Raw genomic sequence first — 13,944 nt, forward strand, 5'->3', positions numbered from 1 at the left:
GCTTGACCCGACTCGCGTCCCGGCATCCTCTGCCGGGCCATGTCTGCGCCCGCCATCGACACGACCGACACGCTATCGCGCCTGATTCCCTCGCGCACCGCGCGTGGCTTCTTCCTGGCCGTCGTCTCGGGCATCTTCTTCAACTTCCTGAACGCTTCGGTGAAGGAGCTGGCGAGCGAGATGCCGCCGCTCTACGTCGCCTGGGGGCGCTGGGTCGCGGGCGTCGCGCTGATCGCGCCCTATCTCTTCTGGCGCGCCGGCCTCGCCGGCATGAAGACGCAGGACCTGAAGCTCCATTGTTTCCGCGGCCTCTTCCACACGTCGGGCTATGCGCTGTGGTACGAGGCCGTCGTCTGGCTGCCGCTCGCCACCATGGCGGCGCTGGGCTTCACCGGGCCGATCTTCGTGACGATCGGCGCCGTGGTCTTCCTGCGCGAGACCGTGCACTGGCGGCGCTGGATCGCCGTCGGCATCGGCTTTGTCGGCATGCTGATCATCGTCCGGCCGGGCCTGGTCACGGTGAACCCGGGCATCGTCATGATGCTCTGCGCGGTGCCGCTGATCGCCGGCTCCAACTTGGTGGCCAAGGTCGTGTCGGGCCGCGACAAGCCTGCCGTCGTCGTGCTGTGGCAGAGCGTGATCGGCGCGATCTGCTTCACGCCACTCGGCCTCTGGTTCTGGCAGACGCCGAACCTCGACCAGCTCCTGCTGTTCCTGGCGGCCGGCTTCTTCGGGACGATGGGCTACTTCTTCATCACCTGGGCCTACCGCCTGCTCGACATTTCCGCCCTGCAGTCGATCACCTTCCTCGGCATCGTCTGGGCCGCCCTGATGGACGTGGCGGTGTGGGGCAAGACCTCGGATATCTGGACCTTCGTGGGTGCAGCCATCATCGTGGCCTCCACAACCTACATCGCCCACCGCGAGGCAAGAGCCGGGGCTGCCGCGGCCGGAAAGAAGGCCTGACGGCGGCGCCCCGGCGAGGTCGGGGTCAGCCCACCCTCGGCGAGGGCACGACCATCGCCTCCGCCTCTTCCTCCTCCGCTTCATAGTCGAGCACATGCTGCTCGACGACGGCGAAGCAGGCGATCCAGAGGAGGGCGTCGTAACTGCTGAGCATGTCATCGGTGTCGCCGCTCTGAAATCCCTCCCATGCCCACAGGGCGGCGCACGCGACCACGATGGCGTAGAGGGTGACCTTCACGGCGTTGCGGATGCGCCATTCGAGCCCGCCATATTCGCCCGGCGCGTACACGTCGTAGCCAATCGAGGCGCAGATCGCGAGCCATGTGGCTGAATTGACGAAGCTGAGCATGTCGCCTTCGGCCCAGTAGGCGGCGCAGGTGTAGATCGCCAGGCCGTAGCCGACGGTCTGGGCGGCATAGAGCCCATATTTCTCGAAGCGCGAGGCGTAGGCCTGGTCGAGTGCCGACGTCTCGTACAGGAAGACGATCAGCAGGATCAGCCAACCGCACTGATCAAGCGCCTCGTTCAGGGTGCCGACCCACATGAAGAAGGCCACGTCCAGCGCGAGCAGGGCGAAAATGACGACCTTGAAAAACTGTACGCCTTTCTTTCGCGCCGCGACCACTACGCTCCCCGATCTTGCTGCCTTCGACGCGACTGTCGCCCAACGCGATGCAGCAATTGTTTCGGACCGCTGAAACTCCGGTGACCTTCCGCCCTCAAACGGTGGGCGCCGCGCCGGTATTTCCGCCCTGCAACCCGTCGCCATCCCCGGCAGGGTCCGGGCCGCCTTGATGGGCGTGGCCGTCTGGGGCAAGACCTTTGACATCTGACGGGAGGAGAAAAACATGACGGATCGTCTGGCCGGCAAGGTTGCGCTCATCACCGGCGGCGCCTCGGGCCTCGGCGCCAATGCCGCCGAACTGATGGCCAGGGAAGGCGCCAGGGTCGTCGTGGCCGACATCGCCGCCGACCGCGGCAAGGCGGTCGCCGACCGGCTGGGCTCGTCGGGCCACTTCGTGAAGCTCGACGTGACCAGCGAGGACAACTGGAAGGCCGTAATCCAGGAGACCGTGACCAAGTTCGGCGCGCTGCACGTGCTGCTGAACTCCGCCGGCATCGGCCTCAGCAAGACGGTCGAGGAGATCGAGCTCGAGGAGTGGCGCAAGGTCCACGCGATCGACCTCGACGGCGTGTTCCTGGGCTGCAAGCACGGTGTCGCCGAGATCAAGAAGCACACGGCGCGGCTGGGCGGCTCGGTGATCAACATCTCGTCGATCTCGGGCATCATCGCCGGCGCCAACATGGCGGCCTACAACTCGGCCAAGGCCGGCGTCCGCCTGCTCAGCAAGTCGGTCGCGCTGCACTGCGCCAAGTCGGGCTACAACATCCGCTGCAACTCGGTGCACCCGACCTTCATCGACACGCCGATCCTCGACAAGTATCGCGACCGCTTCGGCCAGGACCTGATGCAGCAGAAGCTCGGCAAGCAGGTGCCGATCGGCCGCCTCGGGCGCCCTGAGGAAGTGGGCTGGGCGCTGGTCTTCCTTGCCTCCGACGAATCGAGCTTCATGACCGGCTCGGAAGTGATCATCGACGGCGGCATCTCGGCGATGTGACAGGCGCATCGCGCCTGTCATCGCGGGCGGGGTAGCCCCGCCCTGGAGCAAAGCGAAGGATCTCTCATGCTTCTCAATCTCGACGGACGTAAGATCTACTTCGACCTGGCCGGGCCGCAGAATGCGCCGACGGTCTGCTTCACCCATTCGCTGGCGGCCGACGGCGGCATGTGGACCGAGCAGCTCGTGCCGTTGCTCGCCGCGGGCTATCGCGTGCTGCGCCTCGACATGCGCGGCCACGGCGGCAGCCAGCCGGTCGAAGGCGACTACACGATGGACGAGTTGGCCGGCGACGTGAAAGGCGCGCTCGACGTGCTGGGCATCTGGAAGGTCCATTACATCGGCCTGTCGATCGGCGGCATGATCGGCCAGGGCTTTGCGCTCAAATACCCCGAGCGTCTGAACTCACTGACGCTTTGCGACACACATCCGTCTTCCCCAGACGATTCGGCCGGCCAGTGGGACCAGCGCAAGGCGGCCGTGCGCAAGGGCGGCGTCAAGGCGCTGGCCGACGGCAACATGGAGCGGTGGTTCACCTCGGAGTTCAAGGAGGCCAATCCGGCGCGCTGGAAGGAGATCCATTCGACGATCTGCGGCACGTCGGATGTGGGCTTCCTGGGATGCGCCGCCGCCATCCAGAATTTCGACTATCTCGACCGCCTGCCGACCATCAAGATCCCGACCCTGGTGATCTGCGGCGACGACGATCCAGCGACACCGCCCGAGCGTAACAAGCTCATCGCGTCGAAGATTCCCGGCGCGCGCTACGAGGACATCGCCAAGGCGCGCCACCTGCCCAACGTGGAGCGGCCCGAGCCGTTCAACCGGCTCATGATGAGCTTCCTCGGCCTCAACCGCTAACCATCGCCGTCACCGCGCGTAAGGATCCGCCATGGAATTCGCTTTTTCCGAAGACCAGCTCGCCATCAAGGACAGCGTCGCCAAGCTCTGCGCCGGGTTCGACGACAAATACTGGCTGAAGAAGGACAAGGACGGCGGCTTCCCGGAGGACTTTTATCGCGCGATGGCCGATGCCGGCTGGCTGGGCATCGCCATGCCCGAGGAGTATGGCGGCTCGGGCCTCGGCATCACCGAGGCGGCGATCATGATGCAGGCGGTGGCCGAATCGGGCGCGGCGCTGCAGGGCGCCTCGGCGATCCATCTCAACGTGTTCGGTCCCAACCCGATCGTGGTGTTCGGCACCGAGGAGCAGAAGAAGCGCATTCTGCCCGACATCATCCAGGGCAAGGTGAAGGGCTGCTTCGCCGTCACCGAGCCGGATGCCGGCCTGAACACTACCGCGCTCGACACCAAGGCCGAGCGCGACGGCAACGGCTACGTCGTGCACGGCAAGAAGACCTTCACCACAACAGCGTCGGTCGCCGACAAGATGCTGCTGATCGCGCGCACCACGCCCAAGGACAAGTGCAAGAAGCCGACCGACGGGCTGTCGCTCTTCTACACCGACGTCGACCGCTCGAAGATCGAGATCACCGAGATCGACAAGATGGGCCGCAAGGCGATCGACACCAACCAGGTGTTCATCGACGGGCTGAAGGTGCCGCTCGAGGATCGCATCGGCGAGGAAGGCAAGGGCTTCCACTACCTGCTGCACGGGCTGAACCCCGAGCGCATCCTGATCGCTGCCGAAGCGATCGGCATCGGCAAGGTGGCGCTCGCCAAGGCGACGCAGTACGCCAAGGAGCGGGTCGTGTTCGGCCGGCCGATCGGCAAGAACCAGGCGATCCAGCACCCGCTGGCCGAGAGCTGGATGCAGCTCGAGGCGGCCAACCTGCTGACCTTCAAGGCGGCCTGGCTGTACGACAACGGCAAGGAGTGCGGCGCCGAGGCCAACTCGGCCAAGTATCTCGGCGCGCGCTCGGCCTACGATGCCTGCGAGCGCGCGATCCTGACCCATGGCGGCTACGGTTACGCCAAGGAGTTCCATGTCGAGCGCTTCCTGCGCGAAGTCATGATCGCCCGCATCGCACCGGTGAGCGAGCAGCTCATCCTCTGCTACGTGGCCGAGCGGGTTCTGGGACTGCCGAAAAGCTACTAGCTCTGGGCCAATTGAGGCGGGAAAGGGGCGACTGCAAGCGATTGTATCGTTTGTATTGGCAACCCCTTGGCGATTCAGGGCGTTCCTTCAATACCTGATCGCAACCAATTCAATTGGAGCCACCCATGACCCGCAACCAGCTACATGCCGGCCTGGCGCTGGGAAGCGTCTTTCTCATGGCGGGCGTCGTGACCCTCGCTCCGCCCATTCCGCCCGCGTCGGCCCAGAGCCAAGCCGAGCGCATCTGCCGGGAACAGGGCATCACCTCGAAGACCGAGGGCTATGAATACTGCCTGTCGCAGGCAACGCGGGCGCTCGAATGGGGCAAGCCCGAGATCGCCTACACGATGGCGCGGGTAACCGCCGATGCGCGTGACTCCTGCCTGGAATACGGCCTGTCGCCGGCCACGTCCGGCTACAAGAGCTGCATGGAGCGCGAGACCCATGCCCGCCGCCTGCTCGTCTTCACCGACGAGCCGCAGTACGGCAAGGACATCGCCGAGCAGTAGTCACGGCCCAGTAGTCAAAGCGTGGGGATAGAGCTTCTCGTACTCGCCCTCGATATCTCCGAACACCGCCCAGAAAGCCGGCGGTGTTCGACCGTTGGCCCGCTCGACCAGAATTTCGAGATGGGTATGCCAACCGCCGCTGACCATCACCATCTCGTCGCGGCTGCCGAGCTTGCGGTGAGTGACGGTTAGCAGAACCTTAGAGCCCTGTGGCTTCAGCTCAAAGGTGACTTCCGAGTCCGGCGGCCAGGTGAAGGCCAACATGTGAGGCGCATCGATGCGGGTGATGGTGTGCTCGCTGGTCGGAGCCTCCTTGTCGAGGTTCTTGTACTTGGCTGGCGCCGGCACCTTGTGGGGCGACAACTCGGCATGACGAAAGGTGAAATTCGCCTTGCCGCCGACTTTGAGATCCATCGGCCCGGACGCCAGCCACTCCCCGCGTTTCTCGGAGTCGGTGAGAAAGGCCCAGACGGTTTCGATCGGGCCGGGCAGCAGTCGTTCGAAGTGGACTTCGGCAGGCGCGATGATGCGGCCGTAGTTCCTGGCGGTCATTTGCGGCTCCTGGTGGGTTCGTTTCGTTTATTTCGTTTGTGACGCAGCAGCGCCGCTTCGAGGGCATCGAGACGCCCGGTCCAGAAGCGCTGGTAGTAGGCTATCCACCGGTCGGCCTCGGCGAGCGGGCCGGCCTCGATACGGCAGCGATGGGTGCGTCCTTCGACCGTGCGTTTCAGCAGCCCCGCCCCCTCCAGCACCTTCACGTGCTTGGCGGCGGCGGCGAAGGACATGTCGAAGGGTTCGGCGAGTTCGCCCACGCTGTGCTCGCCGCCGGCCAGACGCCGCAGCATTGCCCGGCGGGTGGGATCTGCAAGGGCATGGAAGACACGGTCCAGGCCATCGGTTCTTAATTCAACCATGTGGTTGAATATATCTCATTACCTGGTCTCGTTCAACCATATAGTTGAATGATTACCGACCGTCATTTCCGGCAACTCCCGCTTGCCGGGAGGCGTTTTTCCAGGAGCAACGGAGGATGCCATGAATCGCCTCAACACGATCTTCATCGCCGTCGGTACTGCCGCAGCTGCAGCGCTTTTCGCGCCGTCGGTGCAGGCCCAATCGGGTCATGCGCTCGCCGTGGCCGAGCAGGCCTGCCTCGGCAAGCACATCAAGCCGAACACCAGCGCCTTCAACCTCTGCGTCAACGACACCGCGCGCGCCTACGATCGTGGCGAGTTGCTGTCGGGCCGCGACGCCTGTCTGTCCTATGGCCTCAATCCACAGACTGCGGGTTTCCGCCAGTGCATTGAAGACAAACAGGCCGGCTACCGGGAGGTCGCGCATCAACAGTGATCAGATGCCGAAGGTGACGCGACCCTCGGCGTCGATCGGCCAGGCGGGATTCCAGGCGATCTCCCAGGCATGGCCATCGGGATCGGCGACATAGCCACGGAAGCCGCCATGAGGCGGCGCATCGGCCGGCCGCAGGACACTGCCGCCGGCCGATGCCAGCCTGTCGATCAGCGGCTGCACCGCCTCCTTGCTCGCGACGTTGTGCGCCACGCTGAAAGCGCCCGGCGTTCGACTGGTGCGACGTGAGTCTTCGTCCAACGCCGAAGCGAGCCACGTGCCCAGCATCAGCCCATTCATCTGATAGAAGACGATGCCCTCGGCCTCGAAGACTGGCTTCCAGCCGAAGCCTTCGGCATAGAACCGCTTCGAGCGCGCGACATCGGCGATGCCCAGCGTGACGACCGAGATTTGTTGCTGCTGCATGAATCCTCCTTCGCAGAGCGGATCAAAACACCTGACATTCTAACCGAGGGCAGCGTAGGCTCGTTGCATGCAACCGCTATCCGCCTCTGTCCTCCCCGCCGGCGTCCGCGCCCGCATCCTCCCCGGCATCAACGGCCTCGATATCCATATCCTGGAGGCGGGCTTCGACAAGAAGGCCCCCGCGGTGATGCTGTTTCACGGCTTCCCCGAGATCGCCTATAGCTGGCGCAAGGTGCTGCCGGCGCTGGCCGAAGCGGGCTACCACGCCATCGCGCCCGACCTGCGCGGCTACGGCCGCACGACCGGCTGGGACGCCGACTTCGACGCCGACCAGTCCGGCTTCCGCTATACCAACCTGCTGCGCGAGGCGATCGGCGTGCTCTATGCGCTGGGGCACCGCACGGCCGAGGCTGCCGTCGGCCACGATTTCGGCTCCGCGGTCGCGTCCCACGCCTCACTGGCGCGACCCGACATCTTCAAGCGCATGGTGTTGATGAGCGCGCCGTTCGCCGGCCCGACGGCGGTGCCGTTCGATACCGACGGCAAGCCCGCGCCGGCGGCACCCGACATCCATGCAGCGTTGGCGGCGCTGCCGCGCCCGCGCAAGCATTACCACTGGTACCAGTCGACCCGCGGCGCCAACGAGGAGCAGTGGCACGCCAGGCAGGGTCTGCACAATTTCCTGCGCGCCTACTATCACTACAAGAGCGCCGACTGGAAGGGGAACAAGCCGCACGAGCTGAAGGGCTGGACCGCCGAAGAACTGGCGAAGATGCCGACCTACTACATCATGGATCTCGCCGAAGGCATGGCCGAGACGGTCGCCAAGGAGATGCCGAGCCCGGCCGAGATCGCGGCCGCCAAATGGCTCACCGACGACGAGCTCAAGGTCTATGTCGGCGAATACGAGCGCAACGGCTTCCAGGGCGGCCTCAACTGGTACCGCGCGCGCACCAGCGGCAGGGTGTCACCCGAACTCGATATCTTCACCGGCCGCACCATCGACCAACCCTCGACCTTCATCTCGGGCAAGAGCGACTGGGGCAACCACCAGTCGCCCGGCACGCTCGCAAAGATGCAGAAAAGCGTCTGCACCAACATGAAGGAGATCCACATGGTCGAGGGCGCCGGCCATTGGGTGCAGCAGGAACAGGCCGCCGAAGTGAGCCGGCTGCTGATCAGGTTCCTGAAGGAGACGAACGCCTGACCGGACTGGCCAGCGTTTCAGCCGGCGAGGAGGCCGCCCTCCTCGCGCTCAACAACGACCATGCCGTCGAGCTGTCCTGGCTCGACGCGGCGAGGCTGCGGCACCTCCTGAAGGAAGCCTTCTACGCCCGCCGCGCGGGCAACGTCGCCGCCTTCCTCATGGCCTTCGACCAGGGCGCCGACTACGACAGCCCCAACTATCTCTGGTTCCGCGAACGCTATCCGCGCTTCGTCTATGTCGACCGCATCGTCGTCGATCCGGCGATGCGCAAGCGCGGCCTGGCGAACCGCCTTTACGAAGACCTGTTCCGTGTCGCCGTAGAGGCGGGGCATGACCGCATCGTCTGCGAGGTGAATTCCGATCCCCCCAACCCGGCCTCGGATGCCTTTCACGCAGCGCTTGGCTTCGTCGAAGTCGGCCACGCCGCCATTCACGGGGGCGCAAAGTCCGTTCGTTACCTTGCCCGCTCTCTCTGACGCGGTAACCATCGCCCCGTGACCGATGCCTCTCCCGGCCCTTTCTCCCTCGGCGCACTGCGGGCCGCCGCCTTCGAGGGGCGCGAACCGCCGCCGCTGAAGGCGGTCGCGCGCCTGAAATCGTATCGCTGGTTCGTCGTCGGCACGGTCTGCATCGGCGCCGTCATGGGGCAGGTCGATGCCAGCATGACCCAGGTGCTGCTGCCGCGGCTCGAGGTCGAGTTCGGCGCCCGCCTGAGCAGCGTGAGCTGGATCGCCGTCGCCTATCTGCTCGCCATGGCGTCGTTCATGCCGATCTTCGGGCGGCTGGCCGACCTGTTCGGCCGCAAGCTCCTCTACATCGCGGGCTTCCTGCTGTTCATCGCGGGCTCGGCCCTGTGCGGCTATGCGACGAGCCTGCCGTGGCTGATCTTCTTCCGCGTCCTGCAGGCGATCGGCGGCGCGCTGATCACGTCCAACAGCGTCGCCATCGTCGTCATGATCATGGGGCCGGAGGAGCGCGGCCGCGGCCTCGGCGTGCAGTCGGCGGCGCAGGCGATCGGCCTCGGCGCCGGCCCGGCGATCGGCGGCCTGGTCCTCGATACCTTGGGCTGGCACTGGGCCTTCTGGATCAACGTGCCGATCGGCATTGCCGGCGCGATCCTCGGCTGGTTCGTCCTGCCGAGCAGCGAGCGGCTGCCCAAGGGCGAGCACTTCGACTGGCGTGGTGCCCTGCTGATCGCGCCGGCCCTGACGGGCTTCATCGCCGTCCTGAACGAGGCGCATACACTCGGGCCGACCTCGCCGATCCTGCTCGGCTGCCTCGCCGTCGGTATTACCAGCGCGATCCTGTTCGTACTGGCCGAGCGGCATTCGCCGTCGCCGCTGCTCGATCTCCACCTGCTCACCAAGCCGGCCTTCCTGCTGGGCAACCTGGCGAACTTCGCGTCCTATGCCGTCCTGTTCGGCGTCTTCTTCCTCGTCCCCTTCGCCCTGGTGCGGCTCTACGACGACTCCGCCCTCGCCGCGGGCCTTCGCCTGTCGATCCTGCCGGTGATGCTGGGCCTGGTCGCGCCTTTGGGCGGCATGCTCTACGACCGGCTGGGCCCACGCGTTCCGACCTGCGTCGGCATGCTGATCTGCATCGCGGGCCTCGCGCTTCTCTATCTCTATCTCGACGGTAACGCGGCGCACCTCTGGCACGTCACCCTGTCGCTGGCCGTGATCGGTGTCGGGCAAGGCCTGTTCATCTCGCCCAACAGCAGCGCCATCATGTCCGCGGCTCCCGAGAGCGAGACCGGCCAGGCGGGCAGCGTGCTGAACGTCGTGCGCTTCCTCGGTGTCAGCACCGGCATCGCCGGCGCCTCGACCGTGCTGGCACTTTCCCTCGGCGGCAGCAGCGGCAGCACGCTGGGCCTGCCCACGGCGACGCTGGTCGCCGCCGGCCGTGACGTGATCATCCTGATCGTGTGCTGCGCCGCCGTGGCCGGCCTGATCTCACTGATCCGGCCACGCGGCGTCGCGGGACGCGACGCCGGTGCCGGTTCGAGAGGCCCGATCGTGGAGTGATCAGGCGGCGAGCTTCTTCGCCGTCTCCGCGATCTTGCGACCCTGGTAGCGGGCGCCGACCAGCTCGTTCTCCGAGGGCTGGCGCTGGCCGGTGCCGCCGGCGATCGTGGTGGCGCCGTAGGGGCTGCCGCCGGTGATCTCGTCGATCGTCATCTGGCCGGCGTGACCGTAATCGAGGCCGACCACCACCATGCCGAAGTGCAGCAGGTTGGTGATGATGGAGAAGAGCGTCGTCTCCTGGCCGCCATGCTGGGTCGCCGTCGAGGTGAACGCACCGCCGACCTTGCCGTTCAGCGCGCCCTTCGCCCACAGGCCGCCGGCCTGGTCGAGGAAGCTCGCCATCTGCGAGGACATGCGACCGAAGCGCGTACCGGTGCCGACGATCACCGCGTCGTAGTCGGCGAGATCCTCGACCTTGGCGATCGGCGCCTTCTGGTCGAGCTTGAAGTGCGAGGCCTTGGCCACCGCTTCCGGCACGGTCTCAGGCACGCGCTTGATGTCGACCTGGGCGCCGGCCTCGCGGGCGCCGGCCGCGACGGCTTCGGCCATCGTCTCGATGTGGCCGTAGGTCGAATAGTAAAGAACGAGAACCTTGGTCATTTCAGTCTCCAGTTGTCGATTGAGGTTGAGGGTTGAGGGAAGAGAGGTTTCAGGCGGGGACCTGGCCCATGCGGCCGGCGTGATAGTCGCGGACCGCCCGTTCCAGCTCGTCGATCGAATTCATCACGAAGGGACCGTGGCGCAGAATCGGCGCATCGAGCGGGTCGCCGCCGACCAGCAGGATCTCGCTGTCCGCGGCGGCCGTGATCTCGAGGGCGTCGCCCGACGTCAGCCGCGCGAGCTGGCCCGCCTCGATCCGCCGCTCGTCGTTGCCGACGCGCACCGCGCCGACCATGACATAGACGCCGAGTTCGGCTGGGCTGCCCGCCGGAAGTTCGACGCGGGCACCGTCCTTCAGCGAGGCGTGCACCACGAAGGGCGCACCCGACGTCGCGATCGGTCCCTTGAGGTCGCCCAGGCTGCCCGCCACGAGCCGCGCCACGACGCGTCCCTCGTCCGCCGTGACCGTCGGGATCTCCGACGCCTCCACATGGCGATAGGCCGGTTCCGCATGCTTCCCGCCCTTGGGCATGTTGATCCAGAGCTGGACGCCGTGGACATGACCGCCCTCGCGACGGAGCTGCTCGTCCGGGCTCTCGTCGTGGACGACGCCGCGACCGGCGCGCATCCACTGGACCTCGCCCGGCCGCATACTGCTGACATTGCCGAGACTGTCCTTGTGGGTCTGGCTGCCTTCCAGCAGCAGGGTCAGGGTCTCGATGCCCGCGTGCGGATGCGCCGACGCGCCCTTGGCCTCGCCCGGTCGGACATCGATCGGGCCGAACTGGTCGAGGAAGATGAACGGGCCGATCGCCTCGTAGGCGTTCGACGGAATGGCCCGGCGCACTTCGAACCCGTCGCCTTCGAGGGTCCGGAACGCGTCATGGATGGAAATGAGCTGGCGCTTGTTACTGTTCATGGCCGTCTCCTTGGCTGTGACGGCTATGTAGAGACTGCCTCTATTCCTGAAAATCCGTATAATATTGAATGATCTTTTCAGTATTTTAGAAATGTCTACGACACCCGGCACGCCCTCCTTCGCCCAGCTCCAGGTCCTGCTCGCCGTGGCCGATGCCGGCAGCTTTGCCGCCGCCGCACGCCGTCTGAACCGCGCCACCTCGGCGATCACCTACGCCATCGACAATCTCGAGGCCCAGCTCGGCCTGCCCCTGTTCGACCGGGTCGCCACCCGCAAGCCCGAGCTGACGCAGGCGGGCCGGGCGGTACTGGCCGAGGCCCGCGCCGTGACCCACGGCGTCGACATGCTGCGCGCCAAGGTGAAGGGCCTGCTCGAAGGTCTGGAGGCCGAGGTCTCACTCGCCGTCGACGTCATGCTGCCAACCGCGCGACTCGTCGATGCGCTGCAGGGCTTCCAGACGACCTTCCCGACCGTGCAGCTGCGGCTCCACGTCGAGACGCTGGGCGCCGTCACGCAGCTCGTGCTCGACGGCACGGCGAACATCGGCGTCAGCGGACCGAACGTTGCCGCGGACGGGACCGAGAGCATCGCCATCGGCGGCGTGCGGCTCGTGCCGGTCGCCGCGCCCTTCCATCCCCTCGCCCGTCTCGGCGGTCAGGCACGCGGCTCGGCGCGCGAGCATATCCAGCTCGTCCTCACCGATCGTTCGACGCTGACCGAAGGCCAGGATTTCGGCGTGGTCGGCCCCAAGACCTGGCGACTGGCCGATCTTGGCGCCAAGCATGCGCTGCTGCTGGCCGGCGTCGGCTGGGGCAGCATGCCGGCGCCGATGGTGAAGGGCGACATCGAGGCCGGCCGCCTGGTCGAGCTCGCCCTCTCCGACTGGTGGGCCGCGATCTACCCGCTACGCGTCCTGCACCGCATCGACAGCCCGCCCGGCCCGGCGGCGCAGTGGCTGATCGAGCGGTTCAAGAGTCAGGTGTGACGGGGTGTTTGGGTTTAACTCCGCCACTTCGCAGCTTCGCCCGGATCGGCATTGCAGGCCGCAGCGACCAACGCCGCCGTGAGCAGAGTCGCCTGGCGCAGTTCGCTTTGCGCTACCTTGTCCCGCGTATCGGCGGGTGTCAGCACGACGCGCAGATGGGCGTTGGGATCGTCGAAACCCGCCACGAGTCGGATCGCCGGAATACCGCCCGCCGCAAAGTTCGCGTGGTCGGAATTGGTCATCAGCGGGCGCACGGTGCGCAAGGATTGGCCATTGGCTTCGGCCACGCCCAGCAGGAATAGCTCGACGCCGCCATAGCCACTCGAAAGAGCGGCGAGATTCGGACTGCCCGCCACCGAGTCGAGATTGACGTTGAGCGCGATCTTTCCTCGCTCGGCGTCGCTCAAGGCCTTCACATATTGCGCTGAGCCGGTCAGCGCCCATTCCTCGACGCTGAAGAACATCACACGAAGGCCGCGCCGCCACTTGGCGACTTCAGGCGATAGCGCGCGCGTCACCGCCAGCACGGCGGCGAGGCCGGTGCCGTTGTCCATCGCGCTTTCGGCGAGGTCGTGGCCGTCGACATGCGCCGACAGCACGACCCATTCGTCGGTCTGGCCGGGATAGTCGTACACCAGCGTCTCGGTCTCGGCCGGCCCCTCATCGGTCTCGATGGCGATCGTGACCATCGGAAAGCCCGTCGAGCAGCGCGCCAGCTTGGCGGCCGTCTCCGGTGAGATGCCGAGTGCGGGAATGCCGTCGCCCGAATCGCGGCCGGAAGAACCCGCCACCACGTGGCCGGCCAGGGGACCGCCTATCAGGAAGCCGACCGCGCCGTTGGCGCGCGCCATGTCGTACTTGCGGCGACGATGGATCGTGCCGGCGGCGAACATCAGCTCGTGCCGCACCAGCACGATGCGGCCGGCGATCTCCGCCTTGTGCGCTTCGAACTCATCGGGCGTGCCGCGGCCGAGATCGATCACCTCGGCGGTCAGCCCGGGCGTCGCGATGGTGCGCACCAGCGGATGACAGGGTGCGAAGGCACCGCCCGGCATCTTGAGCGTCGCCGACTTCGCCTGCCAGCCATTGTAGGGCACCGGGATCGAGCGGCCGGAATTGGCCGGTGACGCCGCACGCACCCGCTCGCGCAGCAACGCGAACGCCTTCTTTTCGCTCTCCGTGCCCGACAGACGACCACCGCAATCGCAGATGTCGTTGAAGTCGCGCCACAGCGCCTCGTCGGCCGCGAGGCGGCCCATCAGGTTGGCGTCGAGACGCATGAT

17 protein-coding genes are annotated in these 13,944 nt (G+C 66.3%); 10 read left to right on the forward strand and 7 right to left on the reverse strand.

Annotation, left to right across the window (positions count from 1 at the left end):
* Positions 1 to 39: 39 nt before the first annotated feature.
* Complete coding sequence (locus tag AC1ROX_RS14245) at positions 40 to 966, forward strand: DMT family transporter (protein WP_493126595.1); 927 nt, start codon at positions 40 to 42, stop codon at positions 964 to 966.
* Positions 967 to 991: 25 nt separating this feature from the next.
* Here the strand turns inward: AC1ROX_RS14245 and AC1ROX_RS14250 are convergent, their stop codons facing one another.
* Positions 992 to 1,591, reverse strand: a complete 600-nt coding sequence (locus AC1ROX_RS14250) for a hypothetical protein (RefSeq protein ID WP_493126596.1) — start codon at positions 1,589 to 1,591, stop codon at positions 992 to 994.
* Positions 1,592 to 1,814: 223 nt separating this feature from the next.
* On the opposite strand from AC1ROX_RS14250, the gene AC1ROX_RS14255 reads away from it, so the two are divergent.
* The 4 genes from AC1ROX_RS14255 (at position 1,815) to AC1ROX_RS14270 (ending at position 5,153) form a co-directional block, all read left to right on the forward strand.
* The gene (locus AC1ROX_RS14255) at positions 1,815 to 2,585 is read left to right on the forward strand and encodes a glucose 1-dehydrogenase (protein WP_493126597.1); all 771 of its coding nucleotides are present in this window, start codon (positions 1,815 to 1,817) and stop codon (positions 2,583 to 2,585) included.
* 66 nt (positions 2,586 to 2,651) lie between these two features.
* On the forward strand, positions 2,652 to 3,446 hold the full coding sequence (pcaD, locus tag AC1ROX_RS14260; RefSeq protein ID WP_493126598.1) for a 3-oxoadipate enol-lactonase: 795 nt from the start codon (positions 2,652 to 2,654) through the stop codon (positions 3,444 to 3,446).
* A gap of 31 nt (positions 3,447 to 3,477) precedes the next feature.
* Complete coding sequence (locus AC1ROX_RS14265) at positions 3,478 to 4,644, forward strand: acyl-CoA dehydrogenase family protein (protein WP_493126599.1); 1,167 nt, start codon at positions 3,478 to 3,480, stop codon at positions 4,642 to 4,644.
* A gap of 125 nt (positions 4,645 to 4,769) precedes the next feature.
* Entirely contained in the window at positions 4,770 to 5,153 is a 384-nt protein-coding gene (locus AC1ROX_RS14270) for a hypothetical protein (protein WP_493126600.1), read from the forward strand.
* Here the strand turns inward: AC1ROX_RS14270 and AC1ROX_RS14275 are convergent, their stop codons facing one another.
* Together AC1ROX_RS14275 and AC1ROX_RS14280 are read right to left on the reverse strand one after the other, a co-directional pair.
* Positions 5,154 to 5,705 carry an SRPBCC family protein gene (locus tag AC1ROX_RS14275; RefSeq protein ID WP_493126601.1) on the reverse strand — a complete coding sequence of 184 codons (552 nt, stop codon included), beginning with the start codon at positions 5,703 to 5,705 and terminating at the stop codon, positions 5,154 to 5,156.
* Positions 5,702 to 6,067: an ArsR/SmtB family transcription factor gene (locus AC1ROX_RS14280; RefSeq protein WP_493126602.1), complete on the reverse strand. Its 366-nt coding sequence runs from the start codon at positions 6,065 to 6,067 to the stop codon at positions 5,702 to 5,704. Before AC1ROX_RS14280 ends, AC1ROX_RS14275 begins: the two co-directional genes overlap by 4 nt.
* A gap of 121 nt (positions 6,068 to 6,188) precedes the next feature.
* Between AC1ROX_RS14280 and AC1ROX_RS14285 the strand changes: the two genes are divergently transcribed.
* Positions 6,189 to 6,503, forward strand: coding sequence for a hypothetical protein (locus tag AC1ROX_RS14285; protein ID WP_493126603.1), 315 nt, complete (start codon positions 6,189 to 6,191; stop codon positions 6,501 to 6,503).
* Here the strand turns inward: AC1ROX_RS14285 and AC1ROX_RS14290 are convergent, their stop codons facing one another.
* Positions 6,504 to 6,926 (reverse strand): VOC family protein, encoded by a 423-nt coding sequence (locus AC1ROX_RS14290; RefSeq protein WP_493126604.1) that lies wholly within the window; start codon positions 6,924 to 6,926, stop codon positions 6,504 to 6,506.
* 67 nt (positions 6,927 to 6,993) lie between these two features.
* On the opposite strand from AC1ROX_RS14290, the gene AC1ROX_RS14295 reads away from it, so the two are divergent.
* Genes AC1ROX_RS14295 through AC1ROX_RS14305 form a run of 3 tightly spaced genes read left to right on the forward strand, consistent with a single transcriptional unit; the run spans position 6,994 to position 10,157 of the window.
* On the forward strand, positions 6,994 to 8,133 hold the full coding sequence (locus AC1ROX_RS14295; RefSeq protein ID WP_493126605.1) for an alpha/beta fold hydrolase: 1,140 nt from the start codon (positions 6,994 to 6,996) through the stop codon (positions 8,131 to 8,133).
* A complete protein-coding gene (locus AC1ROX_RS14300) occupies positions 8,130 to 8,609 on the forward strand; it encodes a GNAT family N-acetyltransferase (RefSeq protein WP_493126738.1) in 480 nt (159 codons plus the stop codon). The genes AC1ROX_RS14295 and AC1ROX_RS14300 overlap by 4 nt, the downstream gene beginning before the upstream one ends.
* An 18-nt stretch (positions 8,610 to 8,627) precedes the next feature.
* Positions 8,628 to 10,157 carry an MFS transporter gene (locus AC1ROX_RS14305; RefSeq protein WP_493126606.1) on the forward strand — a complete coding sequence of 510 codons (1,530 nt, stop codon included), beginning with the start codon at positions 8,628 to 8,630 and terminating at the stop codon, positions 10,155 to 10,157.
* Here AC1ROX_RS14305 and wrbA read toward each other — a convergent pair whose 3' ends face one another.
* Both wrbA and AC1ROX_RS14315 read right to left on the reverse strand, forming a co-directional pair.
* A complete protein-coding gene (wrbA, locus tag AC1ROX_RS14310) occupies positions 10,158 to 10,757 on the reverse strand; it encodes an NAD(P)H:quinone oxidoreductase (RefSeq protein ID WP_493126607.1) in 600 nt (199 codons plus the stop codon).
* 49 nt (positions 10,758 to 10,806) lie between these two features.
* A complete protein-coding gene (locus AC1ROX_RS14315) occupies positions 10,807 to 11,676 on the reverse strand; it encodes a pirin family protein (RefSeq protein ID WP_493126608.1) in 870 nt (289 codons plus the stop codon).
* Between the two features lie 91 nt (positions 11,677 to 11,767).
* On the opposite strand from AC1ROX_RS14315, the gene AC1ROX_RS14320 reads away from it, so the two are divergent.
* Positions 11,768 to 12,661, forward strand: a complete 894-nt coding sequence (locus AC1ROX_RS14320) for a LysR family transcriptional regulator (RefSeq protein WP_493126609.1) — start codon at positions 11,768 to 11,770, stop codon at positions 12,659 to 12,661.
* Positions 12,662 to 12,675: 14 nt separating this feature from the next.
* Here AC1ROX_RS14320 and AC1ROX_RS14325 read toward each other — a convergent pair whose 3' ends face one another.
* Positions 12,676 to 13,941, reverse strand: a complete 1,266-nt coding sequence (locus AC1ROX_RS14325) for a M28 family peptidase (protein ID WP_493126610.1) — start codon at positions 13,939 to 13,941, stop codon at positions 12,676 to 12,678.
* Positions 13,942 to 13,944: the final 3 nt, after the last annotated feature.

The organism is Reyranella sp. GW821-FHT14A01 (assembly GCF_058803965.1).

Coding starts and splice junctions, on each gene's coding strand:
- AC1ROX_RS14275 (WP_493126601.1), bottom strand. CDS start 5,705: ATGACCGCCAGGAACTACGGCCGCATCATCGCGCCTGCCGAAGTCCAC.
- AC1ROX_RS14280 (WP_493126602.1), bottom strand. CDS start 6,067: ATGGTTGAATTAAGAACCGATGGCCTGGACCGTGTCTTCCATGCCCTT.
- AC1ROX_RS14270 (WP_493126600.1), top strand. CDS start 4,770: ATGACCCGCAACCAGCTACATGCCGGCCTGGCGCTGGGAAGCGTCTTT.
- AC1ROX_RS14290 (WP_493126604.1), bottom strand. CDS start 6,926: ATGCAGCAGCAACAAATCTCGGTCGTCACGCTGGGCATCGCCGATGTC.
- AC1ROX_RS14245 (WP_493126595.1), top strand. CDS start 40: ATGTCTGCGCCCGCCATCGACACGACCGACACGCTATCGCGCCTGATT.
- AC1ROX_RS14320 (WP_493126609.1), top strand. CDS start 11,768: ATGTCTACGACACCCGGCACGCCCTCCTTCGCCCAGCTCCAGGTCCTG.
- pcaD (WP_493126598.1), top strand. CDS start 2,652: ATGCTTCTCAATCTCGACGGACGTAAGATCTACTTCGACCTGGCCGGG.
- AC1ROX_RS14255 (WP_493126597.1), top strand. CDS start 1,815: ATGACGGATCGTCTGGCCGGCAAGGTTGCGCTCATCACCGGCGGCGCC.
- AC1ROX_RS14285 (WP_493126603.1), top strand. CDS start 6,189: ATGAATCGCCTCAACACGATCTTCATCGCCGTCGGTACTGCCGCAGCT.
- wrbA (WP_493126607.1), bottom strand. CDS start 10,757: ATGACCAAGGTTCTCGTTCTTTACTATTCGACCTACGGCCACATCGAG.
- AC1ROX_RS14325 (WP_493126610.1), bottom strand. CDS start 13,941: ATGCGTCTCGACGCCAACCTGATGGGCCGCCTCGCGGCCGACGAGGCG.
- AC1ROX_RS14265 (WP_493126599.1), top strand. CDS start 3,478: ATGGAATTCGCTTTTTCCGAAGACCAGCTCGCCATCAAGGACAGCGTC.
- AC1ROX_RS14315 (WP_493126608.1), bottom strand. CDS start 11,676: ATGAACAGTAACAAGCGCCAGCTCATTTCCATCCATGACGCGTTCCGG.
- AC1ROX_RS14295 (WP_493126605.1), top strand. CDS start 6,994: ATGCAACCGCTATCCGCCTCTGTCCTCCCCGCCGGCGTCCGCGCCCGC.